Below are 24,033 nucleotides of genomic sequence, written 5' to 3' on the forward strand. Positions count from 1 at the left end.
CATCGAGGTCTGGCAGGAGGGAACGGTCGTCGGCGAGCACGCGCGGGCCTTCGGGCGTGGCAAGGACCTCTACGATCCGCTGCACTACATCCCGGTGCTGGCCCGCAAGCCCGGCGCTCTGAGGAACGGTGCGCCCTTCAAGGAGTGGGACCTGCCTCCGGCCATGCGACGGGTCCAGCGCAAGCTGGGACGGGCGCCCAATGGCGACCGCCAGATGGTCGACGTGCTGAGCGCGGTGCTGACCGACGGGCTGAACGCGGTCGAGGCGGCCTGTGCCGAGGCGCTCACCGAGGGCGTCCACTCCTCCGCCGTCGTTCTCAATATCCTGGCGCGCCGCCGCGAACCGGCGCCGCCTCTGACCATCGCCACGCCGGACGCGCTGCGCCTGAGCTGTGAGCCGGTCGCCGATTGCAGCCGCTATGACAGCCTCAGGAGACCCGACCATGGAGAGATCACAGGTGCTGGACGCGATGGGCCAGCTCAAGCTCTACGGAATGAAGGCGGCCTATGACGAGATCATCGCCACCGCCGTGAAGCGCCAGCATGAGCCGCAACAGATCATTGGCGATCTGCTGCATGCCGAGATCAGCGAGAAGCAGGCCCGCTCGATCAAATACCAAATGACCATCGCCAGGCTGCCGTTGGCCAAGGAGGTCGAAGAGTTCGACTTCAACGAGACACCGGTCAACGAGACCCTGGTGCGCGACCTCACCGGCGGCGACTTCCTCGAGCAGCAGCGCAACGTGGTGCTGATCGGCGGGACAGGGACGGGCAAGTCCCACCTCGCCGTCGGCATCGCACGGGCCTGCATCCGGCGCGGCAAGCGCGGTCGCTTCTTCAACGTCGTCGACCTCGTGAACAAGCTCGATGCCGAGGCGCGAGCCGATCGCCAGGGCCGGACGGCGGACCTGCTCTGCCGCCTCGACTTCCTGATCCTCGACGAGCTCGGCTATCTGCCCTTCGCGCAGACCGGCGGCCAGCTCCTCTTCCACCTCATCAGCCGCCTCTACGAGCGCACCTCGATCATCGTGACAACCAATCTCGACTTCGGAGAATGGCCTTCGGTCTTTGGCGACGCGAAGATGACCACCGCGCTCCTCGATCGTCTTACCCACCACTGCGACATCGTCGAGACCGGCAACGAGAGTTGGCGCTTCAAGACCCGAGCCTGAGCACGTCAGACCCGCTGGCCCGATCCGGCTGCGCGACTTGGAGGCTACGCCGCCTCGGGCCAGCTACCCGAGCTCGAGGGAGTCATTATTGGACGCCGAAAGGGGGTCAAACTTGAGGGCCGATTGACAGCCATCTGTCGGAAGCGTCGGAAACAGCTATGACAACGCTCTCGCGGAGACCATCAACGGCCTGTTCAAGGCGGAGGTCATTCACCGCCGCGGCCCTTGGCGCAGTTTCGAGGCTGCCGAATACGCGACGCTCGAATGGGTCGACTGGTTCAATACCCGCCGCCTGCTCGAGCCCATCGGGAACATCCCGCCCGCCGAAGCCGAAGAAGATTATTACGCAGCTCTGGCAGCCGATGCCGTCGCCGCGTAACTAACGAAAACCAGCCTCCGACAGACCCGGCGCGGTTCACTATCCGGCATCCAGGCGGTTCAGAACTAGGGAATCTATCTGGTTGATACGCAGTGTGTGCGCATGGACCCTCCGCTAGAATGGGTAAAGGACACATCCACATTTTAGGTGCGCAGTACGTCCACTATAAAGCCATGAAATGCGCGGTACATAATCGCCCCTGACCCTGATCTCATGATCTTGCAGGCCAGATGTACCAAAGCTGATCAGGCAGCGCGGCGCTCCGCCGTTTCAGAAGCACGGGCCCCTTCCCGGATGAGGGGCTTAGGCGCTCCATATTACCGCGGTTTTATCTGTCAACGTTGGGCGCCGGTGGCGGAGGATACCGGTCAGGATGGGACAGCCAGGACTTCATATAACCGCGGTTGTATCTGTCAACGAGGTCCGCCGGAGGCCGAGGATACCGGTCAGGATGGGACACCAGGACTCCATATAACCGCGGTTATATCTGTCAACGAAGGCCGCCGGTGGCCGAGGATACCGGTCAGGATGGGCCGGCGAGGATTCCATATAACCGCGGTTATATCTGTAAACGGAGACACAATTTCTGCCATGAAGATGATCGAGGATCCATCCTTGCGAACAGCAGCCGATCAGCCGAACGGTACGCGCCTTGGGGGTGTTTAAACTGTCAGTTTAAAAGGTGGATAGGAGACGTGGGTGCCCCCATCTTGCTCTTGGTCATTTGAACGCATGCCGCGGAGCTCCGCGCAGACATCAGATACGACTATTGAGTTGTGGCGGCCTCATAGATCTCTGACCGCTCCACTGACCTTGCACCTATCCGCGGTTAAGCTCGCGGATCTCGAGCCTCTAGAACACAGGAAACACAAAGAAAGCAGCCTCAAGTAAACCGATTCGCCTCGGAACTACGCAGCCCGCCATGCTCTGAGAATGATGCCTGGTCCAATCCCAGGCTACTATGCCCAACTTCCTACCCGCACTCACCGAGATGGAACTGGTTGGAAGAAGCCACACCGAGATTGACCTGAGACCCGACTACCGTCCCGCCTTACGGAGAGTCCGCCGGCTGATTGCGCTGCGCCCCAACCTTTGACTGCCGGAAGCTGGATTTTTCCGGCAGTCTCACGATGACGGGCTGCTGGCGCCATCGGGATAGTGAACTGCAATCGGAACGTTGTATCCGAACGCGCTGTGGGGTCGGTTTTCGTTGTCGTGTCTACGCCAATCTTCCAGCTTTTACCGGGCGTCGGCAAGGCTCATGAACCATGGAGGACCTCAAACGGCGAGCTTAGGGCCAAGTCTCCACTGGATCGTTTTCCGAGCGCTGACCTACTCTGGAACGCTGCCGGCCCGACTCGCCTAAAAATACGTTCGAGCCGAGAGAATCGGTTCAGCCGTCGACGGTGCACGGAGGAACTTAACCGGAGATCCTTAGATGCGTTACATTCAGGGTGTCCTCGAGCACCGCGTTGGCCAGTTGACGAGCCCCATCCCACGACACGACTTTTTTTGTTACTTTTCAGTACCTTCAACGCAAACCTGAATGCACAACCTCAAGGCTGAACAACATGTAGCGCAGGTGTGTCTACGTGATCACCAGATAGTGGGTGTACATTTTTTCTTGAGTTTTTGGCTGCTTGGGAGGTAGATGGAACGCAAAAAGGCAATCACTCGCCCTGGTTAGCGTTCCGAAACTCACCTCTCCAACTATGGGGCCAAGGAACGCTAACAGGCGAGGTAACAGTACACGGCGGGCAGAGCATGAACAAACCCCTACTGCACGAGAAGCTTCGCAATGACGCATTGCGCCTTTCGGGCGCGTTAGAGCACATGTCCAAGATCATGCTCGCGCCGGAGGAGCGGAAGACCCTCAGATTGTTCGGTGCTGGCGAGGTGGCGGAGCTGCTACGTGTCGGGGATGGCTATTTGCGAAAAGCGCACTTCGACGGCCGGATTCCAGAAGTGAAGCAGGTCAATGGCAACAAGCGCCTCTACAGTGCGGAAGAGATCATCGCACTGCGCAAAAGGCTAGCAGGGACAGCAAAAGATCCGTCGCATTTTCTCCCGGGTCGCGGCGCCGGAGACAAACTTCAGATCTGGTCCACAGTGAACTTCAAAGGTGGCTCTGCGAAAACGACAACAACCGTAACGCTAGGTATGCGTCTTGCCCTTCGCGGTTACCGGGTTCTTCTCGTTGACGCAGACCCTCAAGCTTCATTGACGACGTTCTTCGGAATTCAGCCGGAGCTCGAGCTGCGAGATGGTGGCACGCTATACGATGCAATTCGGTACAACGACGGCGACGCTACTCGCGTACCGATCACCGACGTTTTGAAGAAAACCTACTTCCCGAACGTGGACCTCGTTCCTGGCGGCATCATGCTGTCGGAATTCGAAACTGAAACACCAACTGCTCTCAGTCGCGGTGAGCAACCGGTCTTCTTCCAACGCATCAGGGATTCGATTAGAGAAGTCGAAGATGACTATGACATTGTTTTGATCGACTGCCCTCCCCAGCTCGGCTATCTCACAATGTCTGCCGTTTGCGCATCCACTTCGTTGTTGATGACGATAATTCCAGAGCGGGTCGACTTGGCTTCGGGCAGCCAATTTTTGACCATGGCGTCGGACCTGATCGAAGTGCTCCACTCGAACGGAGGCATCGGGGCATATGATCACTTCGTATATCTTCTGACACGGTTTGATACTTCAATCAGCGCGCAGCAGGATTTTGCGGAATGGGTCCGAGAAGTCCTTGGGGATAGCGTAATCAGCACTCCATTCTTGAAGTCTTCGGCGGTCAGTGACGCCGGGGTGTCTCAGAATACGATTTTTGAGCAGGACTTATCGGGCTCGAAAAACCGCAAGACTTACGCCCGCGCACTAGAATCTGTCATCGGCTATTCGAATGATATCGAGATGCTCATCCAGTCCGCGTGGGGGAGAGGTGAAGGTGATGAAACGTAGCGCACTTTCAAAGAGCCTTGAGTTCGTAAACAGAGAGCATCAAGAGCGATCGCAGGAGTCGGGCGATACAGCCAGCGCAACCACGACATCTACGCGAAAACCATCCACCCGCGCCGTACAAGATATCTCAAAAACGCTTTCCAAGTTTTCTGCTGAAAGCGCCCAGGAAGTTGATGTCGCTGACATCGCCGATTCCGAGGTTTCGGACCGGTTTGACGTGCTAGACGGCATCGAAGACTTGAAACGCTCCATCGAGGTTTCCGGCCAGAAGCTCCCTGCCCTTCTCAGGTACCGAACCGGCCCTGGTAAACGCTACGAGGTCGTCTACGGTCGTCGCCGTGTCGCCGCATGCCGCGAACTTGGTATCAAAGTTCGGGCCTTCATCCGAGAGATGGACGGACGCGAAGCCCTTCTTTCTCAAGCGCTGGAAAACGCGGCGCGGCTGGAGCGGAGCTTCATCGAACAGGCGATCTTTGCTAACAAGTTGAAAGACCAGGAGTTCACGCGAGCCGAGATCCAGGATGCGCTTGCCGTCGACAAAGGCACGCTTAGCAAAATGCTCGGCGTAACAAGAGACATCCCTGACGAGATTATCTACCGGATCGGAGCTGCTCACGACGTCGGTAGGCGGCCGTGGTTTGAATTACGTGAGCTTGTGTCCGAGCTGTCGGCCGACGAGAAGGCCCGTGTCGTAGATCTTGTTCCCGACACCGGAAAGGCAGCTGAGAAGTTGACCGCGGTCATCAATACTCTCGCCGCCAAACTGCGCCAGCCCAGCGACAGCAACCAGGCACAAAAGCACAAAGCCTCGAAAATGTTAAGCTTGGGCAACACACCGGTCTCTTACAAGAACGCCGGTAAACGCATCGTCGTGGAAGTTTCCGGAAAACAAGAGCAGGCATTTTTGGAGTTCTTGGAAGACAACCTGGCTGAGCTCTATGACAGCTGGAAGACAGAACAAGGGCGCCGTGATGGCTAAGTCGTTGAACTCGTTGAGTTGGCCATGGCCAACTTTGTACTTGCGCCCCCATCGCGATTCCATTCTCTGGAACGGCGGCAAGCCGAGTTCGGGCCCTAAGTCACTGATTTTGTTGAGTTGGCCATGGCCAACTTTGCCCAAGTCGTCTGGTAGCTTTCCTTTTGGAGGCCGCAGGGAACCCAGTGAAATGAACTAAGCATCTGTTTTCATGGAGTTTCCACGTGGAAACTCATCCGCCCCCAACTCCCTAGAGCGAGCAGTAACAAGGAGCAGGAACAGGCACACAAAGACCCGCCAAGAAGAGTTTCTTCAAGCGCGGTCAAAAGACCTAAGCATCTGTTTTCATAGAGTTTCCACGTGGAAACTCATCCACCCCGACACCCTAGAACGAGCAGCAAAAAGGAGCAGGAACAGGCACAAAAAAGACCCGCCCAAACCGAAGTCTGAACGGGCCCTCTTAAGACTGAACACCTTTTAGGTAGCCCCAAAAACAGACCGAATCAAGCTTGGATCGCATTTCCCGCGTTCCGAGGGCAGGATTTTTGCGGCCTTCTGAAATTCAGGCATGACACAGAGCATCGATGAAATCCTCGCAGGCCTTCCTGCGAGAACGACGGCGTGCGCCCAGACAACTAAATTCGACACACCCGCCCTGCCCCATCCAGCGGACAGATCTACGGCGCGTGGCGTTGACCGTGGGCAACAGGACGGCCAGGACATTTTCCCTCCAGTTCAGAACCGCTACCAAGTACTGGATCTGCTCGATGAAGTCCGAAGCTACATCAAGCCAAAGATCACCGACAGTGCGATGGCCGTGCTGAAAGCGCATCTCAGCGTGCTCCCAGAGGGACCGATTACGCATGACATGCTGCTGATTTCCTACGCGAAGACCGAGACCATCCAGCGGCGTGCAAAAATTAGTTGCCCGCGGACACGTCATCGCTGCGAGCAGCGACTAGCAGGTGTCGGAGTGATCGAGCTAAAGCGCAGCAATAACTGCAAACGAAGACCCTCACAGAAGCGCCGAAGCCAGGTCGTAGATGCGTACGGCGTTGACCTGAGGCCGTTGTTTCGTCGGCTCCCGGAGTTCCAAAAGCTAAAGCAAGAGATCGAACTGGAAGAAGAGGCGAAGCAGAATATCGCAGACGAGATCAAGCACCAGATCTGCGAACTCCAGCAAACCGCATGCGAGTTGTTTGGGAGCTTGCCAAAGCGCTTATCTGAATTCGTGCGCCTTGTCGCGAATGCCCTTCGCCGCGTCTCGCTGACCTCATCGGACATGGGCAAGCTCAAGGAAGCCATCGAAGACGAGTGTAGCGCCCTGTTTGTGCATGAAGAACCTCAGGAGATGGCCCCTGCCCCAGACGAGTTGACCGCGGGCAACGATGCTGAGTCGAAGACATCTCAGGAGCACATTTTGGCGGACAAAACGTCTGTTCCTGGCGGACAAAATGTCCGTCACAAAGAGTCTAGTAAAACAAACACTGAATCATGCGCGCGCTTGTCAGACGCTCAGCGCACATTCACCCAAGTTTGGCATAGCTGCTCTTCAATCGTATCGATGTATGAACATCCACCGAGCTCATCCAAGAGCCTAGCGGGGGTCATTTTGGAGTTTTCAGGATTTTTAGGACTAAGACATAACCAAGCTCTCACGACTCTCCAGGCCTGGGGCCCGTGCAACATGCTTTTGGCCCTCGACTATATCGCCTCTCGCATCGATCGGATCGCCCAGCCAGCCGGGTATCTCTCTTCGATGCTGCGAAAATGGCGGAACGGTGAGCCGGTAGCTGCTGGCCGGATCCGTCCGGGCAAATTCTAACGACGAGGTGTCCTCAATGGATGAGAAAAGCGTTTCCCGCGGTCAACAAACCGCCTGGAGAGGCTGTAGAAGCCATCCCAACACTCGCGCAGAGAACCGTCCCACACCTAGTAGTCCAGGTGCTCAGAGCGCATGAAGAAGGCTACTCACTTCAAGAGCTAATCTTGATGACGAGCACTAAAGGCAGTCAGTTTAGGCCGTTCCGGATGCTGGAGTGGAGCGCTCAAAATACCCGGATACAGCAAGTTGAGCTCGAAGATATTCGGATAGGCCCATACCAACTCAGTGCCGCTTTCTCGGCTTGATAGCCGTAGCGGGAATTCCAGAAACCTGCGGTGTCTTAGAGCCCGGAAGCCTTCGTGAGGTTCACCCGGAAGCGGTCCCGGCGACGTTGATATCGACGTGTCATCTCAGCCGAGGCGTGGCCAAGTTGCTTTTGGACATAGCGCTCATCCACCTCGGCAAAGCTTGCTAGCCCCGATCGTAGAGAGTGCCCACTGAACAACGACAAGCGGTCTTTCTCGGGCAAGTCAGGCCGCACGCCGGCAGCCAGGACAGTGCGCTTTATGAGCCGCGCGACGTGTTTGTCATTCAAGCGAGAGGGCAGGGCGCGTTTGCCGTCTCGCGAAGTCCGCACAAAGACTGGACCAAACTCGATCCTGGCGAAATGCAACCACTTTTCCAGCGCGTGCACCGGACAGCTCTGGTCCGAGGACCCCCGGCCGATCTCCACAGTGCGCCAACCGTTCTTGGCATTGAGGTAGAGCAGACAGCCGTCGTCATAGATCTCGACCCAGCCGCCGCTGTCGTCGGTCTCGTCTTGACCGCGGTCAACACTCACAATCTCGGAGCGTCTTAGACCGCCGGCATATCCCAGGAGCACGATCGCCCGATCCCGCAAACCGCGGAGATCGAAACCCAGGGTGTCGACCATCGCCAGGACATCCTCCGGCATGATCGCTTCTTTTTGCTTTGGCGGCTGCGCGTGTTGGCGGCGAATACCATCGAGCACGGCCGTGATGTGCCGATCACTCCGATCCAGTGTGAGGCCTCGCTGCTTGTAGCCCCAGCCAATGCCAGCGAGGCGGCGTTCGATTGTCGCCACGGACAACGGTTTTGCGCGGTCCGAGGCCATGTCCGCCAGGTAGAGCCCGATCAGCTCAGGAGACGGGGGCAGGGGGTCTGTGCCTTTTATCCGGCACCATCGAGAAAAGTGTTTCCAGTCTGAGAGATACGCCGTCTGCGTATTCTTGGCCTTCGACGCCTTGGCGTAGTCGCGTGCGGTGTTCGCTAGGCGATCGAGGGTACCGGAGCCCGCGACATGGCAGGGGAGGATCACCACGTGATCGCTGGCGCCGCCCTCGTGACCGTTGTCCGCGGGGAACGCTTCTGAGGTCGACTTCTCGTCCGTTTCGGAGCCGTTTTCGGGGGATTTGGGCATGCTCGTAAGCCTACGGTTGCTATGTCCGATAAGTCAACATTATTGGACATCACTCTATCGGCCAATCCCCGGCGGTTTTGGGCAAAAAAGATGGCTAAAAGCGCCGCGTTCAGATAGGGTCGCGGTATGTCTTACGCCCGTTTGGTGCCCCCAGACCCCCTCGAAGCCCTTCCCAGACTGCCGTCTTGGGTGACCTCCGGACGTGCCGAAAGTCTTACAGACATGGCGTTTCAGGCAGGGGCGGCGCTTTCGCATCTGCACATTTGGCTGGCGCGAGACGAGGTGCCGCGCGAGCTTCTTCGACAACGCCTCGCGCTGCAGGCCGCTGAGCGCTGTGTCATGGATGCCGGGCGTCCGGAGCGGACGTCTGACATCCGGGACGAGGTGCACTTGCTGCGAGCGGGCGAGCAGCCGGGGCCGGCTGGCGCAGTTTTCCTAACATGGTCCCATATGATCCGACGTCCGATCTCGGTGGGATCCCTGTCCAAAGCCTTGCCGATGCTCGAGGCCGAGCAAATCGCCGAACATCTGGACGCGGGGCAGGGGGCTCCGATCGCGCGGGCCACCCAGATCCTTGAAGCGGTCATGGGGACCCGTCCACGGGAGACGATGGCCGCCCGGTTGCTGGCAGATGCCGCGTTGGCGCAGGCTTTGGGTTGGACACATGTTGTCCCTCTCCTGTCCATCGGTCTGCCACGAAAGGCCTTGCGGGGGGAGGGGGGCGAGCTGATCTCCGCGTGCTACGAAGCGGTCTGGCGGTCGTCTCAGGTGATCGTGCAGATGTCCGATGACTTGGCCAGGCGGGCTGCCAAGCTACAGGCAGTGGCGCCGAAGCTCCGCTCGAAAGGTGCGGATCAAGCCGTGCAGCTCTTGCTGACCCGGGACGCGATTTCACCGACTGTGAGTATGGCAGGCATCATGAGTGATCGATCCGCGCGACGGTTCTGTGACCGGCTGCTCGAACTGGGCATCGCGCGCGAGCTGACCGGCCGAGACGCCTTCAGGATCTACGGTGTCTGAGATGCCAAAAGATACCAAGAAAGACACCGACATCGATCGCGAGCTGGACGACCTGCCCGCCGAGCTGCGGTGGCGCGAATGGATGCGCCGAATCGAAGCTGTGCTCTTTGCCTCTGCCTCGCCGGTTCCCCGAGATGACCTCGCGCGCGTGGTGGGGCAGGGGGCTTCGGTCGATCTCCTCATCGAGGACCTGGCTGCCGACCTGGAAACACGGCCCTACGAGGTCGTCAAAGTATCCGATGGCTGGATGATGCGGACACGATCTGCGTATGGCTCGGTGATCCGAGCGGCGGCTGATGTGAGCGCCCAGACCCTCGATCTGCGGGAGCGGGACCTCGCGGTGTTGGCGGCGATCGCCTACCACCAGCCGGTGACCCGAGATGGTCTCGCCGAGATCTTCGGCAAGGAGGTGAGCCGGGATCTGATCGGGCGACTGCACGCCCAAGGCCTCATCGGAACAGGGCCCCGATCACCGCGGCGTGGAGCTCCATATACATACGTAACGACCGACGGCTTCCTGGCGGCCATGGGGTTAGAGAGCTTGTCGGATTTGCCGGAGCAGGAAGCGCTCATGGACGCGGGTTTGAGTACGGAGCATTAGTCCACATCAGATCCCTTCCGTCATGCCGCCACGGCGCCCGCTGATGTGCTTGATGTCACATCGAATTACCGATCTCTGGGTGCTAAATAACAAGCTGTAGACACATCGCCGCGATCTGACACACTGATCGCACAGGGAGAGGCGCAAATACGCGAGATGGCAAGAGCCACCACGATAAATCCAGAGATGCTCGTGTGGGCGCGAGAAGCGGCAGGGCTATCCGCTGCTGAGGCAGCGGATAGGATCGGTCTGTCCACGTCCGCGCGCGCGACTGCGGAGCAGAAACTAGAGGCTCTCGAAAGTGGCGAAACGAGCCCGACGCGAAATCAGCTGCTCAAGATCGCTTCTGTCTATCATCGTCCACTGACCACGTTTTACCTGCAGTCCCCGCCGCGTGCCGCAGACCGCGGTGAGGACTATCGCACGTTTGATGCTCCCGTAGAGCAACATGACGCCGCAAATCTCGATGCTCTGGTACGAGACATCCGGGCGCGCCAGGCGACGATTTCTGAGCTGATTGCCGAGGAGGAGACGGGTCATCGCTTGGATTTTGTCGGCTCTCTGTCTGTGGAAAGCCCGGTTAGGCACGCGGTGCGCTTGGTCAGCGTGCAGCTCGATATCGAGGATGATCGCGCGCTTCGCAAAGGGATGAACGCGCCAAAGGATTTGTTTGATGAACTCAGACGCCGCGTGGAGGCCCTTGGTGTTTTCGTGATCCTGGCCGGAAACCTCGGGACCCACCATACGAATATTAGCGAGCGAGTGTTCCGCGGGTTCGCGGTTGCCGACCCCTACGCGCCCATGATCGTCATCAACGACGGCGATGCCCGCGCCGCCTGGGCATTCACGCTGCTCCATGAGCTGGTCCACATTCTCACTGGCTCAACCGGCATCAGCGGTGCACCGACGACTGTCGCGGACGGAACATCCAAAGCTCGGGTCGAGCGCTTCTGCAATGACGTTGCCGGCCGGATTCTGCTCCCGGACAGCGCTCTCGCCGGTATTGATCGGATGACCGAGACCTCTGCCGCCCTCGAGGTGGCCGCCAATATCGCCGACATCTGGAAAGTCAGCGAGGGCATGGTTGCGTACCGGATGTGGCGAACGGATCGCCTCGACACAGCGACCTACCAATCTGTGCATGCCGCCTACGGTGCACGCTGGCGTCAATTCCGCGACAGCGAGAAAGCCAAGGCTCGGAATTCCGCAGGTGGACCCAGCTATTACGTCGTACGTCGGCACCGCGTCGGTGATGCCATGCTCCAGTTCGTCGGCCGCTCTCTGCGATCCGACGTGATCACGCACACCAAAGCTGCAAAGCTCCTGGGGGTCCGGCCGACCGGCGTGGAGCCGATGCTCGCGGGTATGCGCTCGCTCGGCTCAGCATAGTATTCGGGTAGTCGACTGTTTTGCTTTACTTGATTGATGCCAATACGTTGATCCGCGCAGACGCCGACTATTACCCCATCGACCGCGTGCCGCAATTCTGGGATTGGCTCCAGGAACGGGCCGAAGGTGGTGACATCAAGATGCCATTCGAGATCTTTTCCGAGGTCTGCCGCGGTAAAGGGGCGCTTCCCGACTGGCTGTCTGACAAGAACGTTGAAGAGGCTCTCGTACTCGATGAGGAGGTCGACGCGACGCATTTTCAGAAGGTTGTCGAACAAGGGTATGCTTCCGATCTGACGGACGAGGAAATTGAGCAGATCGGTGCGGACCCTTTCCTAGCGGCCTATGCTCTCACGGCGCCAAGCAATAGAACCGTGGTTACGAAAGAAACGTCAAGACCACGCGCAAAACGGCAGAATCGAAAACTACCGGATGTATGTTCCGATTTCGGTGTACGGTGGATAACCGACTTTGTTCTCTACAAAGAGCTAGACTTCAGGATTGGCGCAACCTGACCTGGTCTTAGACCCTTCTCTGGCCCAGAAAGTCGCATGAACGATGGCCAGAAAAGGGTAAAGCCCAAATGGGAACTTCCTATCTCCAGCGAGAGCTCTGTTGCGCAAACCGGCCGAGGATTCATCTCGTGAATCCAGCATGGTAGCCGGAGCGGCATGAACAGACCTACACCGCCGAGCTACAAGACCAAGAACTGGCCGGCCTACAACGATGCGCTGAAGCAGCGTGGCTCCCTTACGATTTGTTTCGACCCGGGCATGGCCTGGAAGCCGCCACCGACCGGCAAGCGGGGTCGGCAACCGTGCTACAGCGACGCTGCCATCCAGACCTGCCTGACGATGAAGGTGCTGTTCGACTTGCCGCTCAGGCAGACGACTGGCTTCGTCGGGAGCCTTCTGCGCCTGATGGAGTTGGACTGGGAGGTGCCAGACTACAGCACCCTCTGCCGCCGCCAGAAATCGCTGGCGGTCGACATCCCGTATCGAGGCTCCCATGGCCCTCTGCACCTCCTGATCGATAGCACCGGCATCAAGGCGGAAGGCGAAGGGGAATGGCACGCCCGCAAGCACGGCGGTCCCAAGCGGCGCCTGTGGCGCAAGATCCACCTCGGGATCGATGAGCAAACGCTGGAGGTTCGTGCCGTCGAGATCACGGGGAGCCACATCGGCGACGCGCCCATGCTGCCGGAGCTGGTCACCAATATCCCGGCCGATGAAGAGATAGGGTCTGTAGCGGCTGACGGTGCTTACGACACCCGCAAGTGCCAGGACGTGATTGCGAAACGGGGCGCTCATGCTGTGATACCGCCACGCGGGAACGCCAAGCCCTGGAAGCCTTCCAGCGCTGGCGCCGTCACCCGCAACGAAGCGCTGCGGGCCTCAAAATATCTCGGTCGAGCGCTCTGGAGATGCTGGAGCGGATACCACCGCCGGAGCTTCGTCGAGACAAAGATGCATTGTGTGAAGCTACTGGGTCAGGGCCTGATGGCACGAGACTTCGACCGCCAGGTCGCGGAACTGCACGTCCGGATCGCCGTGCTCAATGGCTTCACCGCGCTCGGCATCCTGATCACAGAGGCCGTAGGATAAGTCTGTCCGGGGAAAGGCGCATTCCGTCTACCGCCGGCTTTGCGCACCAGAGCCCATCCATGGCCGAAAATTTCTGAAGCCGGAGCCTGTGCGCCTTCCCGCTGGGCGTTACGAAGTCCATTTCCGATCGGCACCCCTCGTCGGATGGAATGCTGCCTCGAAGACCAGTAACTTCGTCATCGAGTATCGCCAACCGGGCCAGCACGGCTGGGAGAAGGTGTCAGGCATCCTGGAGTCTGAGAAGGCCGTGAATTCCGCCGATCTCGACGATTGGTCGCCTGTCTCGGGCGATATCGAGGTCACTCGCTAAGGGGCATATTCACAGAAATGCGAGTACAATGTGCTGCCCGACGTGTATGTGAACCCCGAGACCGCGGCAAAGGGCTCTGAAATCGCGCGCCCGATCCAAACGTGCCAGCTTGTCACCGTGGAAATGGACTACAATGCGGTCGAAGCAGGGGACCACCACGCCATGCCGTACCTGTCGTCCGATCGCTGTATGGTAGCGATGACGCATTTCGTTGGTGGCGCCGCCACTGCGAAGCAGATCATACCGAGCCCCGCAGCGAAGGCCCAGGGTTACCACGGCACCTTCACTGACTATTCAGACGCTATCGCGCACTTGCCGGTCACGAAGCCGGGACACCAGCGGGTCGAGGTGCCGCTCGGACGCTGAAATGACGGTCTATTTCAAGACGCCTGGTAAGCCGAAAATGTTGCCATGGTAAAAGGAAGAGGGGCGTCCTAGGGCAAGCCGTGTTTTGATAAGGTGAGAAAACTGTATTATAGAAGACAGCTCTCATATGGAGCTCGCGATGAGCGCTCAATTCGCCACCGATACGGGCATCCAGCCCCTCAGTGATCGCGACAAGGTCGCGACACTAGTCAAGGCCGTGGCCCGGGCCACCAGCTCCTGGGGTCTCACCAGCACCCAATCGGCGGCGCTCTTCGATGTGCCGCCTGCCACCTGGGCCCGCATGAAGTCGGCTACCTTTATCGGGACGCTTGATCGCGACAAGGTTACCCGCGCCAGCCTGATTATCGGCATTTACAAGGGGCTGAGGCTTCTCTTCAACGGACCGCTGATCACCGACTGGCCAACGCTTCCAAACAAGGGGCCTTTCTACGAAGGGCGCAGTCCCATCGACCTGATGATTGCCCAGGGAATCCCCGGCATGGTTGGCGTGCGTCAGCACATCGACGCGATGCGTGTGGGCGTCTAAGCCGTGCAGGACGGCCTTCGGCACAGAACTGGGGCCGACTGCTTGGGCGGCCCTAGTTTTGTCACCTGTAAATTGCGTATCATTCGCCGCCAGTGGAAGCGCTGAATCCTGATGAGAATTTCATCGTTTTCGTGTCGTCCGCGCCCAAACTGACCGTAGTCACACCAATAATCGCCGGAAGTGCAACCAAAGCTGCGCCGAGACCAAGCCGCCAGAGGCCTACACCGTATTTAGTCTGGTGACCTTGCGTATCGGCTTCCGATTTCAGGCGCATGAGGCCGATGCCTGAAAGCGCGAGCCCTGCGACGAAGGCACCGCTCACGATGAGAGTGCCGACATTATTGAGTTGCTTGTCGACGGTATCGGCAACGCCTCCTCTGAGTCGACGCCCAGGATCTCAATGACTTGATAGTCCATCAGCTTGCTTGTTCTCGGTGCCTCAATCACATTCATTCCTATGTCTTTTTCCTGAAATTGCGGGGCTTCACTGCACTTTTATTCAGTGTCTCATTGTAAACCAAGGGATATATGCAATCCCCGAGTTCTGATGTTGCTTTTACTATAATTGCTAAATATGCTATATAAAAACATGAAAACATTAATCTATGGCGACCCACACGGCAGATGGGAGCCACTCCTCAATCATCCAATGCACGATGTCGAGGCGGTCATCGTTCTCGGAGACCTGGCTGAGGGCAAGCTCGATCCGGGCGGCCCTGATCGAGCGCGCGAGGCATTCCAGGAAATCCTTAACCGCGGCATCGATCTAAGATTCATCGTCGGAAATCATGATAATGGCACGCCGGATCTTTGGAGCGTGATTGATGAATCCGACGACCGCCGCATTGACGGACGTGTTGTTGAGGTTGGTGATCTTCGGATCGCCGGCCTGGGTGGCGTCATCCGCGGTAAAGTTTGGTCTGGAGATGCTGTGCCAAAATACCATTCCGAAGCGGAATTCGTCGCCCAAACACCACCGCAGGAGCGTCACAAAGGCGGCCGGCCGTGGCGGCATCTCACGACCATCATGCCCTGGACGGTGGAAGAGCTCAGAGCGCAAAAAGCTGACGTTCTGATCACGCATGAAGCGCCGTCAAATCACCAACACGGCTGGGAGTTCATCGATGACCTGGCGGCGGATATGGGCGCGCGGCTGATCGTGCACGGGCATCATCATCGTTCGTATTCGGATGTTCTAGAAAGCGGGATCCGTGTGCGCGGCGTAGGTCTCGCACGGGTATGGGAGCTCGAGATCTGATTGTCAGACACCGCGTTCCGCGTTCAGCCAGTCTCGCAGTGCAAGCAAGTCTGTCATCTCGCCGCGGAGCATGACATCGAGTGCCGAGAGGCCCTCGAAAGCAGCGTTCGGCTTGCGGATCCAAGCGTAACCACGTCCTGGCTCGCGAAACATGTGTCGCAGTCCCTTATGGATCCCGATGAGCAGCGCCAGCCGCAACCGCAAGTCGCGCTCTATGCGACCGATTTGGCCATCTTTCCAGCGCGCCCATGTCCGCTTTGCTATGCCGCCCAGGAGCGTGCAGGACTCGGCGTCACTGAGCTCCCATGCCTGGAACAGGTTGACTGTCGACCTTGCGAGTGCGGCCGCTTCATCGTCAGTGATCGGGGGTGTGGCCGCCGTCGGGGTGCCGCGGTGCAGTTCCATGAGGCAGACTCCAAAACAAGTGAAGATCGTATTGGACCAAGGGAAATTTCGCAAACCGGGCACGCCTCATGACTGGCACCGCGTAGTTGCGGGGTCATCCGACCTCAAGTATCTGTTTTGACGAAGGGTTTTAGAGATGACCCCACAACTACGCGCAGCTTTCAAATTAAGAGATCTTGGGGAGATCGATTTGAGGACCGCAAGCATGCGCGTCCTTGCTCTAGAGAATGCAACTTCGTACACACCAAATTTATTCTATAATATCAGAGGCCTATGTGATGACGGCCCCGCAAATACGCGGCGGACGATATTTAACCTCCGAGTTTCCGAGGAAACCGCGCTGTCGGCTCGACGACCCCACAACTACGCGCAATTTTGCCTCCGACGACCCCGCTACTACGCGGGATCGGTCACGGTTCGTGCTGGATGACCCCACAACTACGCGGGCTCGGCCCAAGTTGACCCCACAACTACGCGAGAGCGGTTCAGGCTGTGGCGAGAAGAAAATATGCCGGCTCGGCGCGCGATGCCTCTGCAGCAGGAACGGATGAAGAAGGCATCGCACTGTGCCGCGTCCGACGCTTTTATGGCCGCCGCCCAAAACGTATGTCTATCTGATTATCTGGCGCAGCTAAGACAGCTCAGTCTATGATCTTGCTACAGATGTAGGTGCCTACGTCTGTAGCAAGCCAATTGGCTTTCCGTCCTGCTCTATGGCGCCCTTATCCTATCCTTGGAGACGCTGCCCTGATCCTGAAAGGATAAGGGATCTTTTCCTCTGCTGAAAGCGGTTGCTGATCCGCAAAGCGGGAGGGCGCCCCACACCCCAAAGGGGGCGGGATGCCTTTTTGTCTTCAGTCTAGGGCTTCTGACAGCTGAGCTCGATCGAGACGGGCCAGGCGGTCGAGGGCCCCCATCTTCATCGTTCTGGCAGGATCGCCTGATGCCGGGCATGCAGGAAGCCTGTAGTCGACGAAATAAGGGGCCTCAGGACCACGTTCGGCGTCCTGGCGCAGTGTAAAGCCGGCCTCGTCCAGAGCGGCGGGGAGGGCGCCTATATCCTGGCGGCAGGAGGCCACGATCTCGCGCAGGCGGGCATGGAGACCGGGCAGGGTTTCGGTGATGACCTCCGAGCGTATGCGGGGCAGGGCGTCTTTCAGGGCGCGCTGGGCGGTGTCCTCATCCGTCCCCTGATCCAGGAGCCCTTGCAGATGGGCTTTGGAGGCCCGATCTAGACGGGTTTTCAGAACCCTTTTGAAGGCCTGGAAGGAGGCATCCTGGTACGCGGATCGCGCGCAGTATTTTTCAGGATCGACGCCCACCAGAGCCGCGGCCTCTTCGATGGCCTCTACCAGGGGTGTGGGGTCCAGATCGGGGCGTTCCTCGCGCAGACGCCTGAGAGCATACTGGTTGAAGCGACCCGGAATGCTGGGGTGTCCGAATTCCAACTCGCAAATGCGGGATATGAACTCGTTCCCCATGTAGTTGGGCGCCTTCAGTGTTCGCGTGGAGAAAGGATCGTTTTCTTCCATAGCAAAATGGCGATGAATTCTGGCCCCGCCGGTGTTGTCCGCGCGTGCTTTTTCGTGCTCCACGATGGCCATCCTGTCTTCGATACCATCAGGGGCGTCGATTTCGTTCAGGAAGAGTGACAGGACCCGGCTCCACTCTTGTTCAGAAAGCTTTTCGCCCGGCGAGATCATCTGGTGCCGGACCGCGTAAGCTTTGTGGTACCCCTGCGCCAGCGATTGCATGTAATCGAACAGCTCTGGAAAACCGATGACCCATGTTGCCGCCTCGTTTTCACCGGGATCGATAAAGTAGGCTTTGAGGTTCCCCACGTCCTCGGGAACAAAGCGCTCGGTCTTCAGCATCATTGCAGAGGCTCCCCGTTTTCAGAATATCCGGGACCCGTTTTCATGCCCGTTTTCATGCCGGGCAGCCTTGGGTGCGGGGTCTCTTCACTGCCTTCGGTAGTGGGCACCAACCCATCAAGAACGGATCGCAGACCTTGCAGCTCTCGGAGTACTTCGGCGCAGGCCTGTTGGACGCCCTCCACAGCCGTGTGAGGCGCCGCCTCAGATGGGGCAGGGGTGCCATCCCCCTTTGCCCGTGAGAGACCAGAAAGCCTGCGCTCCAGGTCCCTTTTGCTGCGCTCTAGAAGCGAGGAGGCCGCCATCAGGGACGCCATGAGGGCCCCTGTTTGCCATCGGGCAGGAGACACCTTCTTACGTCCTTGAGCCGCCCGTGCAGTTGGCCTCTCAGACACCTTGACCTCTGGCGCATCGGTCACCTCACCGCCCGGGGCCGAAACTCGGCTCAGGTCCTGCGCAATCAGGCGCCTGACATATGACGTGGGGGAGGTCCCCAACCCCTGGGCCCGCTCGTTCAAAGCATCATAGGTCTCATCCGTCATCCGAAGATTGATGCTCGCCTTCATCTTCCTGCTTTCAGATTTCGGCTTTCCTGGCATTTTATGCTCCCTGCCTGTTTATCAGCCAGTAGCGGTGCCAAATTCAGAATCCGTTCAGGCGCCTCTTCCATCAGCCGGAATGGTCTCCGGGAATGAAAAGAAACGGGGAGCCGATTGGCTTGCTACCAAGAGTCAGATTGCGAAGCGGAGCCCAGTGTCAAGTGGGCTACCTGAGAATCATATTCATAGTCTGAATCCAGGCGCAAGGGTTGGATGAAGCTTCTTCACTGAAGTCCTTCTATTGCTGTTTGCCGCAATCTTATCCGCACGATGTTGTCCCAAGCTAACCACAATGCCGCATAGATTGCGCGTTGCAATTTATGGTGGCGCAGGGCGACGCGTTGACGCGCATGGGTCGAGCGACTATCCTTCGTGCATTACTGCGTAGCTCCTTGGCCGGGCCGCGACACCTGCGGGACAGCTCTGTCTTTCTGATTTCAAAGTACACTTTTCAACCTCTTCATTTTACACCCTGTGTCCGGATGACCTCCTCAGCCCCTGACAAAGCGATCGCTCCCAATGCGCTGGCGGAACGCTCTGCTCCGGGCCAGGGGCGAGCCGTCGCTCGAGGGCGAATGATGTGACTGTCCGCGGCGTCATCTCCATCGATGTAGCGCTGGTCCAAGACGGGCGGACGGTAAGTTCCGAAGTTCATGTCAACGCCTCTGATGCCGCTGACATGCTCGCCCGAATTTCAAAACAGACGGGCGGCGTCGACGCGGCGGAGATCCCTGCGTGATCGTGGAGAAGCCGCTCGACTACGGCGCCATCGGACTTCCACGGCCAAATCCCGATGACCCCAGGCTCGCGCTGATGCGGCCCTTTCCCAAGTTCGTCGAGGATGCGGTCTACCTCTTGGGTGTCATCATCGACCCCTGCGTCCTTCGGGGGGGTATGGAAGATGACTACTTGGTGGTTTCCAGCATTGATACGCACCCGTTATTGGAAACAAGGACTGTGCTGGAGATGGTCGGGCTTTTGGAGGCGCTGAACCAAACCGTGCATTACCACGGCTTCGAGGGGACGATCACGGTCGAGATCCCTGTGAGACTGAGCGTGCTCTTGGAGATGATGGCCCGCGGTGAGCTTGTAATTGATCACGGGTCCCATCTCAGAGTTCGCCACGAAGGCGATCCTTGGAAAGATCACGACCTGGACCGAGACATAGCGCGCCAACCATAGTCGACTGAGGGGCGACAATCCCTGCATTGCATGACCACTTGCGGCATTCTACGTGGTTGACGCTCGTGCAAAAGCGATCTTGCAGATGATTACCTTGTGGGTGAAGTGCCGCTGTGTCAGCTAAACCCTAGGTGTAGTTGACATTGCTGGTTTGGTTCGAAGCGAAACACGCATTCAGGATCACCTAATGCCGCACAAGCAAGCGATCCTCGACCTGGGGCACTCCCGCTTTCATGAACGTCATGAGCCTCGTGGCGTCTGTTGCAGGGAATGTGGAGAGCGCTTCACTCTCCTGGCCCGGCATCTTCAGCTCGAGCACGGTCTCTCAAAGGAGGAATATCGAGAGCGTTGGAACCTCGATCCTCACGACCCCCTCGTCGCCCCGGGATATGCGGCTCGCAGTGCACGCACCGCCGGCGCGCCCTGCACTAGGAGCTCCACCGCGGTGCGTGCACTGCGACGCAATCCAATTCTGGAATATTTGCTTTCATCCCCGCCGCGAGGTGCGCTATCAGCCCTGCCGCGGCAAGTCGTACTGGTTGGTTTCGGATGGATGACGAAAACAACGGAGGGGAAGCGCCCTGTTTCGCGCATGTCTTGGTCGGCAAGCACCCGGTCGACCCGGACACCGCGCGGGATGTTGCTCGCTTCCGACGTGCTGAGCGGTCACGGCTTGTCGCAACACGTGCCCTGTCATCTGAAGAGCGAGCACGGTCCACCAGAGCTTTGATCGAAGGGCTCAACCGCGTCCTCTCACCAGAGCCTGGTTTGACGATAGCGGTCTACTGGCCAATCCGTGGTGAACCAGATCTGCGAGGATGGATGGAAGACGCTCATCAGGCCGGGGCCCGGATACTCCTTCCTGTCGTCACCGAAAGACATGCGCCGCTCGAGTTCCATGCCTGGCATCCCGGGGTCCGCATGACGCGCGGCCATTGGAATATCATGGTGCCGGCCGACCGCGACCCCGCCGTTCCGGACGTCGTCATCGCGCCGCTGGTAGGAATAGACACCGAGCTTTACCGATTGGGCAACGGCGGGGGATACTACGATCGCACGCTCGCTGAATTTGATCTACGCCCCCGCATCATCGGCGTGGGCTTCGCCGGCTGCCTTGTGCGAACGATCTTCCCGATGCCCTGGGACATCCCGATGACCGAAGCGGTCCTCTCGGATGGCACGCACCTCGTGTGATAGTCGTCTCTGAGCTTCTTGACGCCAGACGTTCTGGGTGTGCCTAGCAATATATTAAATTGCTTGATACATTTGTGCCTAGCAAAACGGCAAAGTGATAGGCATGATCAGTCTCAGTAGCATTGCAACAAGCGCATACACGGACCTGGTGCGCCTTCTGCGCGACGATGCGCTCTCTGGCGTCGAAGGAAAGCCCATCCTGAAGCAGCGCGGAAACAAGGGCTACTGGTACGCGGCGCGCCGTGTCGGCAAGGACATGCGGTTTGTCTATGTGGGGGAAGACAGCGAGGACACCCGCGCGCGAATCGAGCGGATTGAACAAATCCGTGAGACCGCCAAAGCACGCAAGTCAGAGCGCTCACGCCTCGTCCGCATTCTCCGAGCTGAAGGCATGACGTCCACTGATCGGGCAACAGGATCCATCCTCTCTGCGATGGAGGCGGCCGGGACGTTCCGACTTGGCGGCACGATCGTGGGCACGAATGCGTTTCGGCTGTATGAGGGTGAGCTCGGCATCCGTCTTCCCATCGGCGGGATGGCCACTACGAGAGATATCGACATCACCCAGTTCGAAAAGCTCTGCGTCGCGCTTGAGGATCAAGTTGCCCCTGGCCTTGCCGAGACGTTCTCCGCTCTGAAGTTCGAGCCCATTCCGAGCTTGGACAAGCCTCGGACCTGGAGGTGGACCCAAGGCGGCAGCGGGCAGCTGGTGGAGTTCCTGACTCCGGCCTTCGGCGAGGAGAGCCTTCGAAAGCTCCCTGCGCTTGGCGTAGACGCGCAAGGTCTGAATTATCTGAATTTCCTGATCGCCGAGCCCATCCATGCAGTCGCGATATATCGGTCAGGAGTCCTGGTTCAGATCCCGCGGCCGGAGCGGTTTGCGATCCACAAGCTGATCATTGCTGATCGCCGCAGAGATGGTGCAGGTAGCCTGAAATCCACCAAGGACCGAGAGCAGGCCGCCTTCCTGATTGCGGCCATGTCCGAGGATCGCCCTGACGATCTACTTGAGGCCTACACCGCGGCGATGGAGACCGGGCCACGCTGGCGCGAGCACATTTCCAGGGCCCTTGATCGAATTCCGGAAACGCGTGCGATCCTTGAGGGCTTGGAGATCTGACGGGGCGCGGATGGATCATCGGCCCTATACGCCCTAACTGATAAATGCATTTTATTCGTAGCGACGCATAAGTAATGATTATCCGCTACGCCGCATATTGACAGTTTATGCGCCGTAGCGTACATTGCCCCAATGAATGATCTAGCCCGTACACCCAGACAGATCGGCGCCATCATCCAGCGTGCCCGCAAGAAGCGCAACTGGACACAAATGCAGCTTGCCGAACGGGCAGGCCTGCGCCAGGCGACGATCTCGATGATCGAGAGCGGTGAAAAGCCTGCGAAACTCGAATCCATCCTGGCCATCCTTGGCGCGCTCGACCTTGAACTCAGGATCGGTGAGCGATCCAAGGGCCACGAACGCGATATCGAGGAGCTGTTCTGATGGGACGGCGCCCGGCCTACGCACCCTTGCGCGTATATCTGAACAACCGCCGGGTTGGCACACTGAGCCGCGAGGCCAGCGGTGCGATTGGCTTTGCGTATCATCAGAACTGGCTAAGCTGGAAGCACGCCCTGCCGGTCTCTCTATCACTGCCGCTACGAGAGACCCCATATCGCGGCGAACCCGTTGCCGCCGTCTTCGAAAACCTGCTTCCGGACTCGGACAAACTGCGCCGTCTGGTAGCCGAAAAGGTCGGCGCACGCGGCACGGACGCCTACAGCATGCTGACCAAGATTGGTCATGACTGCGTGGGCGCGCTGCAATTCATCGCAGGGGATGATGATGCACCTGACGCCACTGGGAAGCTGGAAGGCGAAAAGGTCGATGAAGCCGCCATCGAAAAAATCCTCAAAGGCCTGAGCCAGGCACCGCTCGGTTTGACCAGCGATGATGCGTTCCGGATTTCTGTCGCGGGCGCGCAGGAAAAGACGGCGCTGCTTTGGCACGACGGACAATGGATCAAGCCACACGGTACGACACCGACCACGCATTTAATCAAGACACAAATTGGCGAACTGCCTGGCGGCATCGACCTCTCGGACAGCGTCGAGAACGAATATTACTGCCTGAAGCTCACCAAAGCCTTGGGTCTGCCGGTGAACACCGCTACCATTGAAACCTTCGGTGACACCAAAGCTCTTGCCATTGAGCGCTTTGACCGCCGCTGGACGAAGGATGGCCGTTTGCTGCGCCTGCCGCAGGAGGATTGCTGTCAGGCCCTATCCGTGCCGCCAACGCTCAAGTACCAAAATGAAGGCGGGCCGGGCATGGTAGATGTGCTTGACTTGCTAAAGGGCAGCGACACGCCGATGGAAGATCAGGAAAGCTTCCTGAAAGCCCAGCTTGTGTTTTGGCTGATGGGTGCAACGGATGGCCACGCAAAGAACTTTAGCGTGTTTCTGAGCCCCGGCGGCAGTTACCGCATGACACCGCTCTATGACATCGTAACGGCGCAGCCTGCGCTGAATGCCCGCCAGATCGAGCGCAAACAGATGAAGATGGCGATGTCGGTCGGCAATAGCCGCCACTATCGCTTTGATCAGATTCACGGGCGTCATTTTGTGCAGACGGCCATGCGCGCCGGTCTTTCAAAAAAGCGCGCAACGGCCATTGTCGAAGAGGTCGCTGCACTAGCCCCGAAAGCGCTAGAAACATCAGAAAATGCGCTGCCAAAGGGTTTTCCCATGGCGGTTGTCGATGCCGTCAGCGCAGCCGTCACAGAAAGGGTGCGTGGGCTCAAGCTGACGAGCGCTGTGTAGTCCGATCAATCCCCGCGCCGATAACCATAGCCGCCACGACCCCGCCCTTGCTTCAGGCCTGATTGATCGCGCGGATCTCAGCCGTGGTTGGAGCCCCT

The 24,033-nt window shown here is 58.6% G+C and carries 21 protein-coding genes and 3 pseudogenes; 20 read left to right on the forward strand and 4 right to left on the reverse strand.

The window, feature by feature from the left end; all coding sequences use genetic code 11:
• The 6 genes and pseudogenes from LR948_RS18045 to LR948_RS18075 all read left to right on the forward strand — a co-directional run.
• Positions 1-511 (forward strand): annotated as a pseudogene (locus LR948_RS18045) (IS21 family transposase); the annotation flags it as partial.
• Positions 444-1,172, forward strand: coding sequence for an IS21-like element ISPkr1 family helper ATPase IstB (istB, locus tag LR948_RS18050; protein ID WP_232755487.1), 729 nt, complete (start codon positions 444-446; stop codon positions 1,170-1,172). The pseudogene LR948_RS18045 and the gene istB, both read left to right, overlap by 68 nt.
• A gap of 127 nt (positions 1,173-1,299) precedes the next feature.
• Positions 1,300-1,551 (forward strand): annotated as a pseudogene (locus tag LR948_RS18055) (integrase core domain-containing protein); the annotation flags it as partial.
• 1,764 nt (positions 1,552-3,315) lie between these two features.
• The gene (repA, locus tag LR948_RS18065) at positions 3,316-4,521 is read left to right on the forward strand and encodes a plasmid partitioning protein RepA (protein ID WP_232755488.1); all 1,206 of its coding nucleotides are present in this window, start codon (positions 3,316-3,318) and stop codon (positions 4,519-4,521) included.
• Complete coding sequence (gene repB, locus LR948_RS18070; RefSeq protein WP_232755489.1) at positions 4,511-5,500, forward strand: plasmid partitioning protein RepB; 990 nt, start codon at positions 4,511-4,513, stop codon at positions 5,498-5,500. Before repA ends, repB begins: the two co-directional genes overlap by 11 nt.
• A 565-nt stretch (positions 5,501-6,065) precedes the next feature.
• Positions 6,066-7,322: a helix-turn-helix domain-containing protein gene (locus tag LR948_RS18075; protein ID WP_232755490.1), complete on the forward strand. Its 1,257-nt coding sequence runs from the start codon at positions 6,066-6,068 to the stop codon at positions 7,320-7,322.
• 340 nt (positions 7,323-7,662) lie between these two features.
• Here LR948_RS18075 and LR948_RS18080 read toward each other — a convergent pair whose 3' ends face one another.
• Positions 7,663-8,763: a tyrosine-type recombinase/integrase gene (locus LR948_RS18080; protein ID WP_232755491.1), complete on the reverse strand. Its 1,101-nt coding sequence runs from the start codon at positions 8,761-8,763 to the stop codon at positions 7,663-7,665.
• Between the two features lie 126 nt (positions 8,764-8,889).
• Between LR948_RS18080 and LR948_RS18085 the strand changes: the two genes are divergently transcribed.
• From LR948_RS18085 to LR948_RS18115, 7 genes are all read left to right on the forward strand, one after another.
• Positions 8,890-9,783 carry a DUF1403 family protein gene (locus LR948_RS18085; RefSeq protein ID WP_232755492.1) on the forward strand — a complete coding sequence of 298 codons (894 nt, stop codon included), beginning with the start codon at positions 8,890-8,892 and terminating at the stop codon, positions 9,781-9,783.
• Between the two features lies 1 nt (position 9,784).
• Positions 9,785-10,384, forward strand: a complete 600-nt coding sequence (locus LR948_RS18090) for an SMC-Scp complex subunit ScpB (RefSeq protein WP_232755493.1) — start codon at positions 9,785-9,787, stop codon at positions 10,382-10,384.
• 156 nt (positions 10,385-10,540) lie between these two features.
• A complete protein-coding gene (locus tag LR948_RS18095) occupies positions 10,541-11,773 on the forward strand; it encodes an ImmA/IrrE family metallo-endopeptidase (RefSeq protein WP_232755494.1) in 1,233 nt (410 codons plus the stop codon).
• Between the two features lie 20 nt (positions 11,774-11,793).
• On the forward strand, positions 11,794-12,288 hold the full coding sequence (locus LR948_RS18100; protein ID WP_232755495.1) for a DUF4411 family protein: 495 nt from the start codon (positions 11,794-11,796) through the stop codon (positions 12,286-12,288).
• Positions 12,289-12,444: 156 nt separating this feature from the next.
• The gene (locus LR948_RS18105) at positions 12,445-13,377 is read left to right on the forward strand and encodes an IS5 family transposase (protein WP_232755496.1); all 933 of its coding nucleotides are present in this window, start codon (positions 12,445-12,447) and stop codon (positions 13,375-13,377) included.
• A gap of 340 nt (positions 13,378-13,717) precedes the next feature.
• Positions 13,718-14,053 (forward strand): hypothetical protein, encoded by a 336-nt coding sequence (locus tag LR948_RS18110; RefSeq protein ID WP_232755497.1) that lies wholly within the window; start codon positions 13,718-13,720, stop codon positions 14,051-14,053.
• Positions 14,054-14,192: 139 nt separating this feature from the next.
• Complete coding sequence (locus tag LR948_RS18115) at positions 14,193-14,600, forward strand: antitoxin Xre-like helix-turn-helix domain-containing protein (RefSeq protein ID WP_232755498.1); 408 nt, start codon at positions 14,193-14,195, stop codon at positions 14,598-14,600.
• A 79-nt stretch (positions 14,601-14,679) separates the two neighbouring features.
• Here LR948_RS18115 and LR948_RS18120 read toward each other — a convergent pair whose 3' ends face one another.
• Positions 14,680-14,922 carry a hypothetical protein gene (locus LR948_RS18120; RefSeq protein WP_232755499.1) on the reverse strand — a complete coding sequence of 81 codons (243 nt, stop codon included), beginning with the start codon at positions 14,920-14,922 and terminating at the stop codon, positions 14,680-14,682.
• A gap of 267 nt (positions 14,923-15,189) precedes the next feature.
• Between LR948_RS18120 and LR948_RS18125 the strand changes: the two genes are divergently transcribed.
• Complete coding sequence (locus tag LR948_RS18125) at positions 15,190-15,858, forward strand: metallophosphoesterase (protein WP_255703064.1); 669 nt, start codon at positions 15,190-15,192, stop codon at positions 15,856-15,858.
• A gap of 3 nt (positions 15,859-15,861) precedes the next feature.
• Here LR948_RS18125 and LR948_RS18130 read toward each other — a convergent pair whose 3' ends face one another.
• Complete coding sequence (locus LR948_RS18130) at positions 15,862-16,263, reverse strand: MbcA/ParS/Xre antitoxin family protein (protein ID WP_232755501.1); 402 nt, start codon at positions 16,261-16,263, stop codon at positions 15,862-15,864.
• An 854-nt stretch (positions 16,264-17,117) separates the two neighbouring features.
• Positions 17,118-18,140 (reverse strand): hypothetical protein, encoded by a 1,023-nt coding sequence (locus LR948_RS18135; RefSeq protein WP_232755502.1) that lies wholly within the window; start codon positions 18,138-18,140, stop codon positions 17,118-17,120.
• Between the two features lie 1,331 nt (positions 18,141-19,471).
• Between LR948_RS18135 and LR948_RS18140 the strand changes: the two genes are divergently transcribed.
• From LR948_RS18140 to LR948_RS18165, 6 genes and pseudogenes are all read left to right on the forward strand, one after another.
• A complete protein-coding gene (locus LR948_RS18140; RefSeq protein WP_232755503.1) occupies positions 19,472-19,918 on the forward strand; it encodes a hypothetical protein in 447 nt (148 codons plus the stop codon).
• A 187-nt stretch (positions 19,919-20,105) separates the two neighbouring features.
• Positions 20,106-20,315 (forward strand): annotated as a pseudogene (locus tag LR948_RS18145) (MucR family transcriptional regulator); the annotation flags it as partial.
• 152 nt (positions 20,316-20,467) lie between these two features.
• Positions 20,468-21,112: a 5-formyltetrahydrofolate cyclo-ligase gene (locus LR948_RS18150; protein ID WP_232755504.1), complete on the forward strand. Its 645-nt coding sequence runs from the start codon at positions 20,468-20,470 to the stop codon at positions 21,110-21,112.
• Positions 21,113-21,215: 103 nt separating this feature from the next.
• Complete coding sequence (locus tag LR948_RS18155) at positions 21,216-22,232, forward strand: GSU2403 family nucleotidyltransferase fold protein (protein WP_232755505.1); 1,017 nt, start codon at positions 21,216-21,218, stop codon at positions 22,230-22,232.
• Positions 22,233-22,364: 132 nt separating this feature from the next.
• Positions 22,365-22,616, forward strand: a complete 252-nt coding sequence (locus LR948_RS18160; protein ID WP_232755506.1) for a helix-turn-helix domain-containing protein — start codon at positions 22,365-22,367, stop codon at positions 22,614-22,616.
• Positions 22,616-23,935 carry a type II toxin-antitoxin system HipA family toxin gene (locus LR948_RS18165; protein ID WP_232755507.1) on the forward strand — a complete coding sequence of 440 codons (1,320 nt, stop codon included), beginning with the start codon at positions 22,616-22,618 and terminating at the stop codon, positions 23,933-23,935. Before LR948_RS18160 ends, LR948_RS18165 begins: the two co-directional genes overlap by 1 nt.
• Positions 23,936-24,033: the final 98 nt, after the last annotated feature.

This window comes from Roseivivax sp. GX 12232, from assembly GCF_021272185.1.
Lineage (GTDB): Bacteria > Pseudomonadota > Alphaproteobacteria > Rhodobacterales > Rhodobacteraceae > Roseivivax.